This is a genomic window from Serratia sp. 201, assembly GCF_037027545.1.
GTDB classification, from domain to species: domain Bacteria; phylum Pseudomonadota; class Gammaproteobacteria; order Enterobacterales; family Enterobacteriaceae; genus Serratia; species Serratia bockelmannii.
Genome location: NZ_JAXCHC010000002.1, coordinates 239,605 through 254,047, shown reverse-complemented (window position 1 = coordinate 254,047; position 14,443 = coordinate 239,605). Strand labels below are relative to the sequence as shown.

At 60.5% G+C, this 14,443-nt stretch carries 17 protein-coding genes; 9 read left to right on the top strand and 8 right to left on the bottom strand.

Features of this window, described 5'->3' with window-relative positions:
• Positions 1 to 41: 41 nt before the first annotated feature.
• Genes WA302_RS09450 through WA302_RS09435 form a run of 4 tightly spaced genes read left to right on the top strand, consistent with a single transcriptional unit; the run spans position 42 to position 2,411 of the window.
• Positions 42 to 428 (top strand): ArsC family reductase, encoded by a 387-nt coding sequence (locus WA302_RS09450; RefSeq protein ID WP_043140410.1) that lies wholly within the window; start codon positions 42 to 44, stop codon positions 426 to 428.
• On the top strand, positions 425 to 1,552 hold the full coding sequence (gene dapE / locus WA302_RS09445; protein ID WP_025303823.1) for a succinyl-diaminopimelate desuccinylase: 1,128 nt from the start codon (positions 425 to 427) through the stop codon (positions 1,550 to 1,552). The genes WA302_RS09450 and dapE overlap by 4 nt, the downstream gene beginning before the upstream one ends.
• On the top strand, positions 1,549 to 2,223 hold the full coding sequence (locus WA302_RS09440) for a M15 family metallopeptidase (protein ID WP_025303824.1): 675 nt from the start codon (positions 1,549 to 1,551) through the stop codon (positions 2,221 to 2,223). Before dapE ends, WA302_RS09440 begins: the two co-directional genes overlap by 4 nt.
• A gap of 2 nt (positions 2,224 to 2,225) precedes the next feature.
• Positions 2,226 to 2,411: a YpfN family protein gene (locus WA302_RS09435; protein WP_004941720.1), complete on the top strand. Its 186-nt coding sequence runs from the start codon at positions 2,226 to 2,228 to the stop codon at positions 2,409 to 2,411.
• A gap of 30 nt (positions 2,412 to 2,441) precedes the next feature.
• Here WA302_RS09435 and ypfH read toward each other — a convergent pair whose 3' ends face one another.
• The 6 genes from ypfH to dapA form a co-directional block, all read right to left on the bottom strand.
• Positions 2,442 to 3,131 (bottom strand): esterase, encoded by a 690-nt coding sequence (ypfH, locus tag WA302_RS09430; RefSeq protein ID WP_043140413.1) that lies wholly within the window; start codon positions 3,129 to 3,131, stop codon positions 2,442 to 2,444.
• Positions 3,132 to 3,251: 120 nt separating this feature from the next.
• The gene (locus WA302_RS09425) at positions 3,252 to 5,264 is read right to left on the bottom strand and encodes a tRNA(Met) cytidine acetyltransferase TmcA (protein ID WP_089181199.1); all 2,013 of its coding nucleotides are present in this window, start codon (positions 5,262 to 5,264) and stop codon (positions 3,252 to 3,254) included.
• A 56-nt stretch (positions 5,265 to 5,320) separates the two neighbouring features.
• Positions 5,321 to 6,187, bottom strand: a complete 867-nt coding sequence (ypfJ, locus tag WA302_RS09420) for a KPN_02809 family neutral zinc metallopeptidase (RefSeq protein ID WP_043140420.1) — start codon at positions 6,185 to 6,187, stop codon at positions 5,321 to 5,323.
• 209 nt (positions 6,188 to 6,396) lie between these two features.
• Positions 6,397 to 7,110 carry a phosphoribosylaminoimidazolesuccinocarboxamide synthase gene (gene purC, locus WA302_RS09415; protein ID WP_019453889.1) on the bottom strand — a complete coding sequence of 238 codons (714 nt, stop codon included), beginning with the start codon at positions 7,108 to 7,110 and terminating at the stop codon, positions 6,397 to 6,399.
• Between the two features lie 170 nt (positions 7,111 to 7,280).
• Positions 7,281 to 8,333 carry an outer membrane protein assembly factor BamC gene (gene bamC, locus WA302_RS09410; protein WP_025303828.1) on the bottom strand — a complete coding sequence of 351 codons (1,053 nt, stop codon included), beginning with the start codon at positions 8,331 to 8,333 and terminating at the stop codon, positions 7,281 to 7,283.
• Positions 8,334 to 8,349: 16 nt separating this feature from the next.
• On the bottom strand, positions 8,350 to 9,231 hold the full coding sequence (gene dapA, locus WA302_RS09405) for a 4-hydroxy-tetrahydrodipicolinate synthase (RefSeq protein ID WP_033644005.1): 882 nt from the start codon (positions 9,229 to 9,231) through the stop codon (positions 8,350 to 8,352).
• A 110-nt stretch (positions 9,232 to 9,341) separates the two neighbouring features.
• Between dapA and WA302_RS09400 the strand changes: the two genes are divergently transcribed.
• Positions 9,342 to 9,947 carry a glycine cleavage system transcriptional repressor gene (locus tag WA302_RS09400; protein ID WP_369783268.1) on the top strand — a complete coding sequence of 202 codons (606 nt, stop codon included), beginning with the start codon at positions 9,342 to 9,344 and terminating at the stop codon, positions 9,945 to 9,947.
• 2 nt (positions 9,948 to 9,949) lie between these two features.
• Positions 9,950 to 10,414: a thioredoxin-dependent thiol peroxidase gene (bcp, locus tag WA302_RS09395; RefSeq protein ID WP_025303830.1), complete on the top strand. Its 465-nt coding sequence runs from the start codon at positions 9,950 to 9,952 to the stop codon at positions 10,412 to 10,414.
• A 44-nt stretch (positions 10,415 to 10,458) separates the two neighbouring features.
• Here bcp and WA302_RS09390 read toward each other — a convergent pair whose 3' ends face one another.
• Entirely contained in the window at positions 10,459 to 11,535 is a 1,077-nt protein-coding gene (locus WA302_RS09390) for an AI-2E family transporter (RefSeq protein ID WP_025303831.1), read from the bottom strand.
• A gap of 851 nt (positions 11,536 to 12,386) precedes the next feature.
• Here WA302_RS09390 and WA302_RS09385 point away from each other — a divergent pair.
• Positions 12,387 to 12,602, top strand: coding sequence for a hypothetical protein (locus WA302_RS09385; RefSeq protein WP_025303832.1), 216 nt, complete (start codon positions 12,387 to 12,389; stop codon positions 12,600 to 12,602).
• Between the two features lie 6 nt (positions 12,603 to 12,608).
• Here WA302_RS09385 and WA302_RS09380 read toward each other — a convergent pair whose 3' ends face one another.
• Positions 12,609 to 13,301, bottom strand: coding sequence for a B3/B4 domain-containing protein (locus tag WA302_RS09380; protein ID WP_025303833.1), 693 nt, complete (start codon positions 13,299 to 13,301; stop codon positions 12,609 to 12,611).
• Positions 13,302 to 13,344: 43 nt separating this feature from the next.
• Between WA302_RS09380 and WA302_RS09375 the strand changes: the two genes are divergently transcribed.
• Positions 13,345 to 13,947, top strand: coding sequence for a helix-turn-helix domain-containing protein (locus tag WA302_RS09375; protein WP_336063672.1), 603 nt, complete (start codon positions 13,345 to 13,347; stop codon positions 13,945 to 13,947).
• Positions 13,948 to 13,990: 43 nt separating this feature from the next.
• Positions 13,991 to 14,443 carry a GNAT family N-acetyltransferase gene (locus tag WA302_RS09370; protein ID WP_261456773.1) on the top strand — a complete coding sequence of 151 codons (453 nt, stop codon included), beginning with the start codon at positions 13,991 to 13,993 and terminating at the stop codon, positions 14,441 to 14,443.

Here is a 14,443-nt window from a genome sequence, read left to right as displayed (position 1 = left end):
GCCGCTCAGTATCGACTCGACGAGACAGGTAGCTTTACGCCATGGCAAATAAACCGCAACAGACAACGCTGACGATGTACGGCATCAAAAACTGCGACACCATCAAAAAAGCCCGCCGCTGGCTGGAAGATCAGGGCATAGCCTATCATTTTCACGACTACCGCGCCGACGGCCTGACCGAACAGCAACTGCGCGGTTTCGTCGCGCAGCTGGGTTGGGAGCCGCTGCTCAATACCCGCGGTACCACCTGGCGCAAGCTGGATGAAGCGCAGCGCAACGCCTGTGATAATGCCGACGCCGCCATCGCGCTGATGTTGGCGCAGCCGGCAATCATTAAACGTCCGCTGCTGGACGACGGCAACGGCCACGCCCTGCTCGGTTTTAACGCCGACGCTTACCAACAATTTATCACCGAGGTTGCCGTATGACTTGCCCGGTTATCGAACTGGCCCAGCAGTTGATCAAACGCCCTTCCCTCAGCCCGAATGACGAAGGCTGCCAGCAGCTGATGATCGATCGCCTGCAGGCGATCGGCTTCACCGTCGAAGCAATGGACTTCGAAGATACCCAAAACTTCTGGGCCTGGCGCGGTGAAGGGCAAACCCTGGCGTTTGCCGGGCACACCGACGTGGTGCCGACCGGTGATGAAAAACGCTGGGACAACCCGCCGTTTGAACCGGCAATCCGTGACGGCATGCTCTATGGCCGCGGCGCGGCGGACATGAAAGGCTCATTGGCCGCGATGGTGGTGGCCGCGGAACGCTTTGTCGCCGCCAACCCGAATCACCGGGGCCGTCTGGCATTCCTGATCACTTCGGATGAAGAAGCCAGCGCCACTCACGGCACGGTTAAAGTGGTCGAAGCGCTGATGGCGCGCAACGAGCGGCTGGATTACTGCCTGGTCGGCGAGCCGTCCAGCACCGAGCGCGTCGGCGACGTGGTGAAAAATGGCCGTCGTGGCTCCATCACCGCCAACCTGCATATCCACGGCGTACAGGGGCACGTTGCCTATCCGCATCTGGCGGACAATCCGGTGCACCGCGCCATGCCGGCACTGAATGAACTGGTGGCGATCGAATGGGATCGCGGCAACGAGTTCTTCCCGCCGACCAGTATGCAGATCGCCAACGTGCAGGCCGGCACCGGCAGCAACAACGTGATCCCGGGCGATCTCTACGTGCAGTTCAACTTCCGTTTCAGCACCGAACTGACCGACGCGATGATCAAGCAGCGCGTGGAAGAGCTGCTGGAACGCCATCAGTTGAATTACAGCATCGAATGGCGGCTGTCCGGCCAACCGTTCCTCACCTCGCGCGGCGCGCTGGTGGATGCGGTGGTCAACGCGGTCGAGCACTATTCTGAATTGACGCCGCAGTTGCTGACCACCGGCGGCACCTCCGACGGCCGCTTCATCGCGCAGATGGGCGCGCAGGTGGTGGAACTGGGGCCGGTCAACGCCACCATCCACAAGGTCAACGAATGTGTCAACGCCGCGGATCTGCAGCTGCTGAGCCGCATGTATCAACGCATCATGGAGCAATTGGTCGCATGATCAACGCAGAGATGCTCACCGGCCGCTCAACCGAACACCTCGCGCCGCTGAGCGGGAACCACCGCCTGCAGCCGCAGGCGGTCAACGCCTTCCTGGCGATGCAGCAGGCGGCGCATGAGGCGGGATTCGATCTCCAGCCCGCCAGCACCTTCCGCGATTTCGACCGCCAGTTGGCGATTTGGAATGGCAAATTCTGCGGCCAGCGGCCAGTATTAGATAAGGACAGCCGCCCGATCGACGTCGCGACGCTATCGGCCGCCGAGCGCTGTGAGGCGATCCTGCGCTGGTCGGCCCTGCCGGGCGCCAGCCGCCATCACTGGGGCAGCGATCTGGACGTGTACGATCCGTCGCTGTTGCCGGAAGGGCAAAAGCTGCAGCTGGAGCCGTGGGAATATGAGGAAGGCGGTTACTTTGCGCCGCTCAACCAGTGGCTGACCGCGCATATGGCCGAATTCGGTTTCTACCGCCCCTTTACCGAAGACTGCGGCGGCGTGGCGGTGGAGCCGTGGCATCTGAGCTACCGGCCGCTGGCACAAGAGGCCGAACATTTGCTGACCCCGGCGCTGTTGCTGGCGGCCTGGCATGATAAGGAGGTCGCCGGTGCCGAATGGCTCGAACGCCATCTGCCCTCGATTTTTTCGCGTTTTATACGCAGTGAAGGAAAGGAGTAGCTATGCAATGGTTAGCTGATTACTGGTGGATTATCCTGCTGGTTCTGGTGGGGATGGTCGTCAGCGGCATCAAGGAACTGCGCCGCGTCGACGTTAAAAGCTATTTGGCCAACAAGCCGGAGATACCGCCGCACCGCGACAACAATGCCCAGTGGGATGACGAAGACGACTGGCCGAAAAAGAAATGACATCAGGGCGCTCATCGGCGCCCTGAATTTTTAGCGAAAGGCGATCAGCTCGCCGCGCTTGCCGGACAAGGCTTCGTCCCAGTAGCGCTGCGGCACATAATAATGCAGCCTTTCCAACGCGGCGTTCATCATGCCCTGGTTGATTGCGTGCCCGACGTTTTCCTCCACGTCCAGCGTGAAATCGGCGCCGTTGGTCCGCAACGCCTCCGCCGCCGCGTGAGCGTGTTGCACCGCGATCACCGCATCCTCTTCACCGTGGATCAAATGCACCACGCTGTCGCCGAAAGCCCGCTCAGGCAGTTGCGCGAAACGCCCGCTGAACGCGACCACGCGCCCGGCCAGCCGGGTTTCTGCTTTCAACGCTTCCAGCGCCATGATCGCCCCCTGCGAGAACCCCACCAGCGCCGTGCCGGCATAGCCTACGCCGCTCAACTGCTGCCAATGACGCACCACGGCCACAAACTGCGGCATCACGTCTGCGATGCGGGCCGCGCGGTTCTCTTCGGTCACGTCCTGCACCGAAAACCACTGACGCCCTGCACCGTTGCCGAACGCTTCGGGGCCACCGATGCTCACCACCTGTGCCTGAGGAAAGTCTTTGGCGAAGTAGCTGCCGATCTCCCCCATCGCCACCGGGTTGTCGCCGACACCGTGAAACAGCAAGATCAGCTGCGCCGCCGGGGTCGCCGGGCTTTGGACAACGAAATGCTCATGTTTCATCGATGACTCCTTAGTTGTAACCAGACCTGGTGCGGCGACAGTCGCCGCCGCACCGCTGACAGTGACTATACGCCGTTGAGAAATCGGGAAAATCGGGTTTTATTGAGCGAGTTATTCAATTTATTGCAACGACTGCGCCCAGTCGCGCCAGTAACGGCAGTGCTGCGCATTCAACTGTTCCAGCGCCTGCGCCGTTTCGTGCCGCCAGTGCCGCAGCAAGGCTTTCTGGCCACTTACGCCCGCCTGCTCCGCGCACGCCGCCGGGGATTGTCGCCGTTGCAGATGGCCGCGCAGCGCGGGCAGCGGCAAATTGCTGGCCAACAGCAAACGCTGCAATGCCCCCAGGCTGGCCTCCAGCGGCCGATGGGCGAAAGCGAATCCGGCCAGCTCGCGCCAGTCCTCTTCGCCAAGCGGCGTGTCGCCGTCGTCGCCCGGGATCGCCAGCGCGAGTTCAATACGCTGCCGCAGCCAGGGCCAGTCGCGCGCCAGATGCTTGTGCGCCGCGTGCCGCAGCGCCTCTCCTTGCTCGCTCAGGGGCAAGATAGCCATCGCGGTATAGCAGCCGCTGCTGGCCTCCGGCTTGCTGCCGATGCGCACCAGCTCGAAACCGCAGGATTGCCAAAAGCGCCACAGCGGCTCGGTATAGCCGAAGCTGACCGACAGGAAGTCCAGACCCTGCGCCTGGCGGCGTTGCCGCTCGACCAGCTGACGCGCGATACCCTGCCGCCGCAACGCCGGCAGCGTCGCGATGCGGGTAATGCGCCGTGAATGCAGCGTCGGCGCCCACCACTGGCCGCCATGCGCCGCCAGCGACTGCGCCACCAAGTTGCCGCGCGGTCGGCGGCGGCCGGCCCACACGTCGTGCGCCAACTCGGCGCTCAACCCGCCTTCGTCCACCAGCCACACGGCGCCCACCACTTCCTGTTCGGCCTGCGCCAGCCCGAAATGCATGCCTGGCGCATCCATCAACCTGCGCAAATCCAGCGGCGAGGTGCGGTAATGCGCGCTGCTCAGCAGAGCATAGAAACGCGCCAGCCGCTGCGGATCGGCGCACAGTTCACGCTGCTCCGCCTGGCTGTAATCGATCGCCTGGCCGTCCGCCGGCCAGGCGGGCAGCTCGTTGAACAACAGCGCATTGTCCGTTATCCGTTCCAACGCATCCCCCTGCGCCCAGCGCATCGGCTGTTGCAGGCTCAACGCCTGATAGGACGGCAGCCCGGCGCAAAACTTCAGCAGAAAACCGCGGCCGGTGCCTTCATAGCCCTGCACCGTGGTGGTCAACAGCACGCGAGGGAAATAACCGATCAACTGCTGCAACAGCGGCGCGGGGATCGCCGCCGCCTCATCCACCAGCAGCCAGCCCACCTCACTGACGTCGCCTTCCCGGCACTGCGCCAACAAGGCATCGGGCGCCCAAAACTGCGCGCGCCCCTGCGCCCATTCCCCGGCCACCTCAGTAGCGGCGCGGCTCGGCCCGGTGATCCAGCAGGTCAGCGGCGACTGCGCCACCAGCATGCCGGCCAGCGTCGATTTGCCGCGGCCACGGGCGGCGGTCAGCACCCACACGCCGGACTCGGCCTGCAGCAGCGCCGTCAAGATCGCCTGTTGTTCCTCGGTCGGGCGGCCATCCGGCGGCTGCCACCCTTCACGCGCCGGCAGCGCGGCCAGCGTCAGGGGCTCTCCCTGCCGCCAGATCGTCACTTCGCTGTCATCGGCCAGATGCTGCTGCAGATGATGAATGAAATGCGGCGTGGTGATCGGCTGCGGACAATCGCTCCAGCGCAGGCTGTCGCCGTCCGGCTGCTGAGGCCATTGTCGCCAGGGGGGCGTCAACAGCAGCAGCCAGCTGCCGGCGCGCAAGGCGCCACTCAACGCCGCCAGCGCCTCTACGTCCAGCGAGTGACCGGCGTCGAACACCGCGTGCAGCCGCTCCTGCCCCAGCAATTGGCGCATCGCGCCGCTTGCTAAAGCCACCTCGCCGGGCGGCGGATTTTCCCCGACCCACGGCCAGTCGCCTGGCAACGTAGCCGCCAGCCGCTGCGCCTGTTCGCGGCACCAGTCAGGTTCACCGCTGAGCACCAGCAGGCGTCGGATGCCCTGCCGCCGCATAAGTTGTTGCGCTGCCTGTAACATAACGCTGTGTCTCAATCCGAAAAAAATGCCGGAGTCAGGCTCCGGCACTTGAGGCGTTAACGGGATGCAAAGGTGTTGCAGGTATTGGGATCGCCGCTGTCGAAGCCCTGTTTAAACCAGGTATAGCGCTGCTGCGAGGTGCCGTGAGTGAAGCTGTCCGGCACAACGCGGCCCTGGCTCTGCTGCTGCAACCGATCGTCGCCAATCGCCTGTGCAGCGTTCAGCGCCGCCTGCAGGTCGCCCTCTTCCAGCATCTGCTGCTTCTCAGCGTATTTGCCCCACACGCCGGCAAAGCAGTCCGCCTGCAGCTCCATTTTCACCGACAGGCGGTTTACTTCCGCCTGGCTGGCGCCCTGCTGCATCTGGCGGACCTTCGGCTCGATGCCCAACAGGTTCTGCACGTGGTGGCCGACTTCGTGCGCCACCACATAGGCCTGAGCGAAATCACCGCCGGCGCCCAGCTTGGTTTTCATATCCTGGTAGAAAGACAAATCGATATACACCGTTCTGTCACCCGGGCAGTAGAACGGCCCCATAGCCGCCTGACCGGTGCCGCAGCTGGTGCGCGTCACCCCGCGATACATCACCAGCTTCGGCGGTTGATAGGTTTTGCCCATGCGCTGGAAAATCTCTTTCCAGTTATCCTCGGTTGAGGCCAGCACCACCGAGGTAAATTTGGCCAATTCATCGTCTTTCGGGCTGATGTTGGCGCTCTGCTGTTGACCCTGCGGTGCGACGTTACCGCCGTTCAATAGCGGCGACAGATCGATACCGTAATAGCCGGCCACCAACACCACCACCAGAATGACAATGCCGCCCTTGCCGCGCGGCACACGGAAGCCGCCGCCACCACCGCCCAAACCTGAAGATTGCCCGCGACGATCCTCAACATTGTCACTTTCCCGACGCCCTTGCCAACGCATAAATACACTCCAGATATTTCCCCTGCTCGTTGAAGTTGCACCGCGATCGTAAGCGCAAAGGCAGCTTCAAGCCTGAGTGGGATAGGTTTTAGTCATCTCGCATCCATCATTATAAATGGTCTGCCGCGGAGGAAATGTAGAAATTTTCTGGAAAAACGCAGAATAGCGGGACGATCCGGCCGGATCGCCCCGAATGGCGGTGCCAACGCTTAGTCGAGCTTCACGCCGATGCGGCGCGCCACTTCTTCGTAGGCTTCGATCAGGCCGCCCAGGCTTTGACGGAAACGGTCTTTGTCCATCTTGTCCAGGGTGTTTTTGTCCCACAGGCGGCTGCCGTCCGGCGAAAACTCATCGCCCAGCACCACTTCGCCGTTGAACAGGCCGAACTCCAGCTTGAAGTCGACCAGGATCAGGCCGGCGTCATCGAACAGCTGGGTCAAGACCTCGTTGGCGCGGTAGCTCAGCTCACGCATGCGCGCCAGATGTTCCTTGCTCACCCAGCCGAAGGTTTCGCAGTAGGATTCGTTCACCATCGGATCGTGCATGGCGTCGTTTTTCAGGAACAGATCGAACAGCGGCGGGTTCAGCACCAGACCTTCTTCGATGCCCAGACGCTTCACCAGCGAACCGGCGGCGCGGTTGCGGATCACGCATTCCACCGGCACCATGTCCAGCTTCTTCACCAGCACTTCGTTGTCGGACAGCAGACGCTCCATCTGGGTCGGGATGCCGGCTTCTTCCAGTTTGCTCATGATGAAATGGTTGAACTTGTTGTTCACCATGCCTTTGCGATCGAACTGCTCAATGCGCTGACCATCCAGTGCTGACGTATCGTTGCGGAACTCCAACACCAACAGATCGGGATTCTCGGTGGTGTAAACGGTTTTTGCCTTTCCGCGATACAGCTCAGCTAGCTTTTGCATCTTACTTACTCCAGTGATGTATCCCCGTTGTCTCCCGAGCGCGGCCCGAAATTAGGGGGTATAGAATTGACCTAATGAATTCTTTGGCGTGCCGGACACTATTGTGCCAAACCTGCGACGCAAACGATACCGTATAGACAAAACAAAAAGGGGCCGAGGCCCCTTTTTGATTAGTTAACGCTGGTTTTACTGAAGGCAGACTGGAATGCCGCCACCAGTGCATCGTTTTTCGACTGGGTGAGCGGTTTGCCTTTCGGATCGATGAATTGCAGGCTGGTGCGGTTGTTGAGATCGCCGACCTGCAGCTTATAATCCCCTTCCGCCAGTTCAGGATCCTTAACGCCCAACGCATCCCAATCGCTGCTGCTCAGGGACTTGTAGGTCACGGCGACGGTGCCCTGCGGACGGCTGCGGTCACCCACTTTCATCCCCAGTTTTTCGAGCGCCGGCGGCAGGCGATCCCACACAACGGTGTACGGGCCACGCACGACCAGCATCGGCAGGCCGGTGTCATCGGCGCCGCTCTGCACGTCCAGTGCGCCGAAGCGGCTGGCGGTCTGGCTGCTCGCCAGGTTGTCCTGCTTGTCCAGGCCTTCGATCAGGGTGTTGATCATCATGCCGTTGTAGCGCTGAATCTCAGATTGGTCGGTCACCTGCTCGCTCTTGCCCTGCTGCTGCAGGCCAACGCTTTTCACCACCAGCGCCTGCTGGTAGCCCTGCTGCTGCACGCTGATCTGATAACGGCCTTCGTACTGGTTGTCTTCGTCCAGACGGTTCCACTTCACCCAGTCGGTGGTCAGGGTCTGACCGGCGTCCTGGCGGGAAGCGATCGCGATGTTCTTCGCCTGCAGCAGGCTGACGACGCGCGACCACAGGTTCTGGTTCTGCGGGCTGTTTTCCAGCAGCAGCGTGCCGCTGTCGCCGGCGTATTGCGCGCGCGAACCGCTCAGCAGCGCCAACGGCTGCACCGGCGGACGAATGTCCAGTTGCTTGCCGACGTTGCCTTGCAGCTTCGTGGCGGGAACGTCATAGTTGCCGCTCTGCACCGGCAGGATCATGCCGGACGGCGCGTTCAGCGCCTTGAGCGGAGCCGCGTCGAGGTAGGCCTCGTCGCCGCTGACCTGGCGCTTATAGCGCTGATCGCTGCTGCAGGCTGCCAGCATCATCACCAAAGAGATGCCCACTACTTTTGCTACCGTCGACTTTTGCAATGAATAAGCCATCAAATTTCCCTTAGAGTTACAGCAAACCGACGCTTTTCAGCGCGCGCTCCACCACCGGGCGGGCGGTTTCACTCAACGGCGTCATCGGCAGACGCAGCGTATCGGTTGCCATCAATCCCAACGCCTTACAGGCCCACTTCACCGGAATTGGGTTTGCTTCTACAAATAGATCCTGATGCAACGGCATCAAGCGCTGATTTAAGCGGCGCGCTTCGGCAAACTTGCCCTGCGCCGCCAGCGCGCAAAGTTCCGCCATCTCGCGCGCGGCCACGTTGGCCGTCACGGAAATCACCCCTTTGCCGCCCAGTTGCATGAAGTCCAGCCCGCTGGCGTCGTCGCCGCTCAGCAAAATGAAATCTTCATCGTCAACCAGCACTTGGATCTGACTAACGCGACTTAAGTTCCCCGTCGCTTCTTTTACAGCAACAATATTCTTGATTTTCGCCAGCCGAGCGATGGTCGGCGGCAGCATGTCGCAACCGGTGCGCGAAGGCACGTTGTACAGGATCTGCGGCAGCTCGGTGCTCTCGGCGATCGCCTTGAAGTGCTGATACAGCCCTTCCTGCGTCGGCTTATTGTAGTACGGCGTCACCGTCAGACACCCCACCACGCCGGTGTTGGCGAAGCGGGTGGTGAGCGCGATGGCTTCGGCGGTAGCGTTGGCGCCAGTGCCGGCGATCACCGGGATGCGGCCGTCGGCCAGCTCCAGCGTCTGCAGCACCACGTCAACGTGCTCGTCATGGGCAAGCGTTGCGGACTCGCCGGTGGTCCCTACGGAAACGATCGCCGCGGTGCCACTGGCTACATGATAATCGATCAATTTTTTCAGGCTCGCGCGATCGACAGCACCTTTGTCGTCCATCGGCGTAACCAGTGCAACAATACTTCCCGTAAACATTGGCCGTCCCCTCCACAAACAAGTCACTCATGGTACTTTTGCTGCCTATCCAAAAGCAAGCGCACAACCGCGTTGTAAGCGCTTGGCAGGCGGTTTTTTTTATGTTTACCATGGTAACCCCATTAAGCACGACAGGAAGCGCTATTTTGCCTCAGTCAGACGAACACTATCTCGTGATTACCGCGCTCGGCGCCGACCGCCCCGGAATCGTCAATACCATCACCCGCCACGTCAGCAGTTGCGGATGCAATATCGAAGATAGCCGTCTGGCCATGCTGGGGGAGGAGTTCACGTTCATCATGCTGCTGTCCGGCAGCTGGAACGCCATCACCCTGATCGAATCCACCCTGCCGCAAAAAGGCGCGGAGCTGGATCTGCTGATCGTGATGAAGCGCACAAACTCGCACGAAAGGCCGCCGATGCCGGCCACGGTATGGGTGCAGGTGGAAGTCAAGGACTCGCCGCATATCATCGAACGCTTTACCGATTTGTTCGACTCCAGCCAGATGAATATCGCCGAGCTGGTCTCGCGCACGCAGCCGGCGGACGGCGACCTGCCACCGCAGCTGTATATCCAAATCACCGCCCACAGCTCCGGCGATCGGGATGCCTCAAATATTGAGCAAGCCTTCCATCGCCTATGTACAGAATTGAACGCGCAAGGCAGTATTAGCGTGGTGAACTATCCACAGCATGATGAGAAAGATGGAGAGTAGTGATGAGCCCATTGAAAGCCGGTGACACAGCGCCGAAATTTAGTTTGCCTGACCAGGACGGTGAGGAAATTAATTTGGCCGACTTCCAGGGACAGCGAGTATTGGTCTATTTCTATCCGAAGGCGATGACGCCGGGCTGCACCGTGCAAGCCTGCGGCCTGCGGGACAACATGGACGAATTGAAAAAGGTCGGCGTCGAAGTGCTGGGCATCAGCACCGACAAACCGGAAAAACTGTCGCGCTTCGCCGAAAAGGAGCTGCTCAACTTCACGCTGTTGTCTGATGAAGATCATCAGGTATCGCAACAGTTTGGCGTGTGGGGCGAGAAAACCTTCATGGGCAAGACCTACGACGGTATTCACCGCATCAGCTTCCTGATCGACGCCAACGGCAAAATTGAAAAAGTGTTTGATGATTTCAAAACCACCAATCACCACGACATCGTTCTGAGCTACCTGCAGCAGTAATTCTCACGAAGCGCAGCGGCCTGCTGCGCTTCGTTTCTTCCCTGTCAGCCGGCCTTGTCTTCCACCTCGACCCGCAGTTCATCGGGCCAGGCGTGAATCACCGCCTTCACCAGCGTCGCCAGCGGTATGGCGAAAAACACGCCCCAAAAGCCCCACATCCCGCCGAACACGATCACCGCCAGGATAATCACCAGCGGATGCAGGTTGACCGCTTCGGAGAACAAAATGGGTACCAACAGGTTGCCGTCCAACCCCTGTACCACCAGATAGGCGACGATCAGCGTCCAGAAATCGGCGCCGACGCCCCACTGGAACAGCGCCACCACCACCACCGGTATGGTGACCAGCACCGCGCCGATGTAGGGGATCAGCACCGAAAAGCCCACCAGCACCGCCAGCAGCAGCGAGTAGCGCATGTCCAGCACGGCGAACACCAGGTAGGTCGCCACACCGACAATCACCATCTCCAGCACCTTGCCGCGGATATAGTTGGTGATCTGCTGATTCATTTCGTTCCAGACCTGCCCCGCCAGGCCGCGATTGCGCGGCAGCACGCGGCGCACCGCGTTCAACAGTTGATCTTTGTCCTTCAGCAGGAAGAACATCATCATCGGCACCAGGATCAGGTAGATAGCCAACGTCAGCAGGCCGACCAGCGACGCCAGCGAGAATTTCACCACCGATTCGCCCATGCCGGACAGCCGACTGCGCAGGTTTTCCGCCATCATGTCGATGATGCCGGCATCCACCAGCGCTGGATAACGCTTCGGCAGCGTCGCGGCGAAGTTATAGAACTGGTTGAGCATGCCCGGCAGATCGCTCATCAGATTGATGCCCTGCTGCCAAGCGGTCGGCGCGACGACAAACACCAGCAGCATGGCAACGCCCGCGAACACCAACAGCATGATGCTCGCCGCCCAGGTGCGCGAACAGCCGATGCGCTGCAGGCGCGCGGTCGGCCACTCCAGCAGGTACGCCAGCACGATGGCGACCAGCAACGGGGTCAGAATGCCGTGCAGAAAATAGAGAATGAGGAACCCGGCGACCAGGATCACCAGCAGCGCGATAGCCTGCGGATCGGTGAAGCGGCGGCGGTACCACTGTAATAACATCTCCAGCATCAGAGCGGGCTCCTCGAGATTTGGCGGGCGGGCATGGCGATTCCTGTGATGGGCCTGATTAAAGCATAGATAGAACGGGCGCACGCGAGGTGTGCAAAGCACTCAGAGTACTCAAAGTTCACCATACATCAACAGCGATTTGGCTGATTTTATCGCGCGGGCAGGCGATCGGCGCAAAAATCCGCAGACGCGGCGACAGGTTCGGTGAGCGGCCCCGAACGGGGCCGCGGAAGATTACAGCGAGGTACCGATAGAAAGGGGCGAACCGACTGCCAATGCGAACAACAACACACAGCCAATCGCGATCGCCGCCGCCAGATCATTTTTCATAGTCCCGTCCCCTGATACTTAAACTGGTTATCGTCACGAACTCTGTCGGTTCTTGCGTTGCGGCCTTTTCTGATGCACGTCATTAAAAACCCCCGCCGCAGCGGGGGAGAAAACGTTCTGGTGCATCAAGTGTTACAAGGAGGTCATGAGGGATTGCTAACCCTAAATGACTATTTCAAGCTAGGATTATTCTCAGAGCATGGCAAGCGATCGCGTCGAGGTTATCCGCACTTTGAGATAAACCTCATAAAAAAATCCCGCACGGCAGCGGGATGAAGGGATGATAACGTCATGAATTTTTATGCGGACAATGAGGCGGTATTGTCGTCATTTGGCGACAATACCGCGCCGGCACGGTGGTCACAAGGGAAATTTGACCACGGTGAGGAAATCAGAATTTCGCCAATGCCCGCGGTCGTGCGCCAGTCAGCATCAACGAAAAAATGGGATTTTCGTCAGACAGCCGTCGGGAAAAAACCGGTAGCATGGCCGATATCATCCCAAACGCCGTAGGGGGAAAGATGAACAGCAAACCGTGTGAATTTGATGAAGCCATTTGTCTGGCGATCGGGCGTGGCGTTTGCGAAGTCGTGAAGATAGGGGATGAAATCAGCGTCTTCTCCCTGTTGGAAGCGATCGAGAGCTTCATCGAACGGCAAGCGCTCAGCGAAAGCGAAATCGCGGCGGCGGACGACGCGCTGGATTTGATCACCGGTTTGGTCCGCCGCCAGTGCTGACACCCGTTACGAGGCGCAGCCGATGAGCCGTTGCTCTACCGTGACGCCGGGCATCATTTGCCGTAAACCGGCAATCAATTCGTCGCCCGCCTCGTGCAGCGCCGCCAACGGCATCGCCGGCAGGCTCTCCAGGATGAACCACATCCGCTCGGCCTCGGCGCTCAACCGGGTTCTGACCCCCTGGCGCCAGTTCCAGCGGCGGCAGGTCACGCCGCGATCGTCGCACCAAACAACTTCGCCCACCTCCGGCGATTCATGGATCACCGCCCCCTCCTTGACGGTATCGAACAGTTCGCTGCCATCCGCGACGATCAGCCGCGGCTCGCCGACATAGGCCGCGATATTCTCGCCCCCCACCGGCACCGCATAACGGATGCTGACGGCGTTATAGAGATCGACGACCGGATCGATGCTGGGCATCGTGCCGTCGCGCAGCGCGCGCTTGCGCAGGGCGTCGGCGGAACAGGGCGTACGCTTGGGTTTGGCGCCAAACTGCATGAAAACCTCGCGCCAGGCCGTGAGATGCGCCTCTGCCCAGGGTGCGTCTTCCTCGCCGAGGGCGCGACAGGCTTGCGCCAACGCTAACGCCCCCACGTCCGGATGGGCTATGGGAGCCGCAACCGCGGTAATGCTCAACGCCCGGAAACCGGGTGCCAGCGCAGCGACGGCCGGATCGATTGACGGATCGACTAAAATCATTAAATAATCCTATATTGACCATTTTATTGCATAATATTGACCGATGAACAAAAAAGTCAACAGACCGACCGAGTTTGGCGCCGACGTGCAAACCGTCAGCGAAGCGGTGTCACATCGCATCAAGCAACAGAGAAAAAGCCAAAAGCTATCGCTGGACGAACTGTCGCGCCGGGCGGGCGTCAGCAAAGGCATGCTGGTGGAGATCGAGAAAGGCGCCGCCAATCCCAGCATCGCCATCCTGTGCAAGCTCGCGGCGGCGCTGGGTCTCTCGGTGGCGGACATCGTCAACGTCACCCGCGCGCCCGCCGCCTACCTGATTGAAAGCCAAGATATTCCCACGCTGTGGCATGGCGATAGCGGCGGTTCGGCCCGTTTGCTGGCGGGCACCCAAGGCCCGAACATGATAGAACTGTGGCGGTGGGAAATGGCGCCCGGGGAATCCTATGCATCGGTCGGCCACCCGACGGGCACGTTTGAGCTGCTGCACGTTGAGCAAGGCGTCTTAAGCCTTGCCGTCGAACAAACCAAGCTCAGAATTGCGCCGGGCTGTTCGGCGGTCGCCAGAACGGACGGCCCGCACCGGTACGCCAACGAGGGCGAAGACACGCTGATTTTCACCATGACGGTCGCCGAACTGCACGCCTGAACGGCGGCCCTGACCTGAACGCTTTCACAGGAGAAGAATCATCATGACAACCCCTGCCGCACTTGTCTGGCAGCGTGCGGACTATCTCGTCAGCACCGATCCCGCCCTGCTTGATCTCGATGCCATCCACGCTTTTCTGACCCGTTCGTCATGGGCGGAGGGAATCGATAAAGAAACCGTCCGCCAGTCCCTCACCCACAGCCTGTGCTTCGGTTTGTATCACGAGGCCAGGCAGATCGGTTTCGCCCGGCTGGTCACCGATTACGCCACTTTCGGCTATCTGTGCGACGTGTACGTGTTGGAGACGCATCAAAAAAGCGGGCTGGGCCTGTGGCTGGCGGAATGCTGCCAGGCCCATCCGCTGATGGCGAAGCTGAGGCGAATCATGCTGGTCACCAGCACCGCCCCCTGGCTCTATAAGAAAGTGGGCTATTCGGCCATCAACCACCCCGACTTTGTCTGGCAGATCGCCCGGCCGGACATCTATCGACGGTAA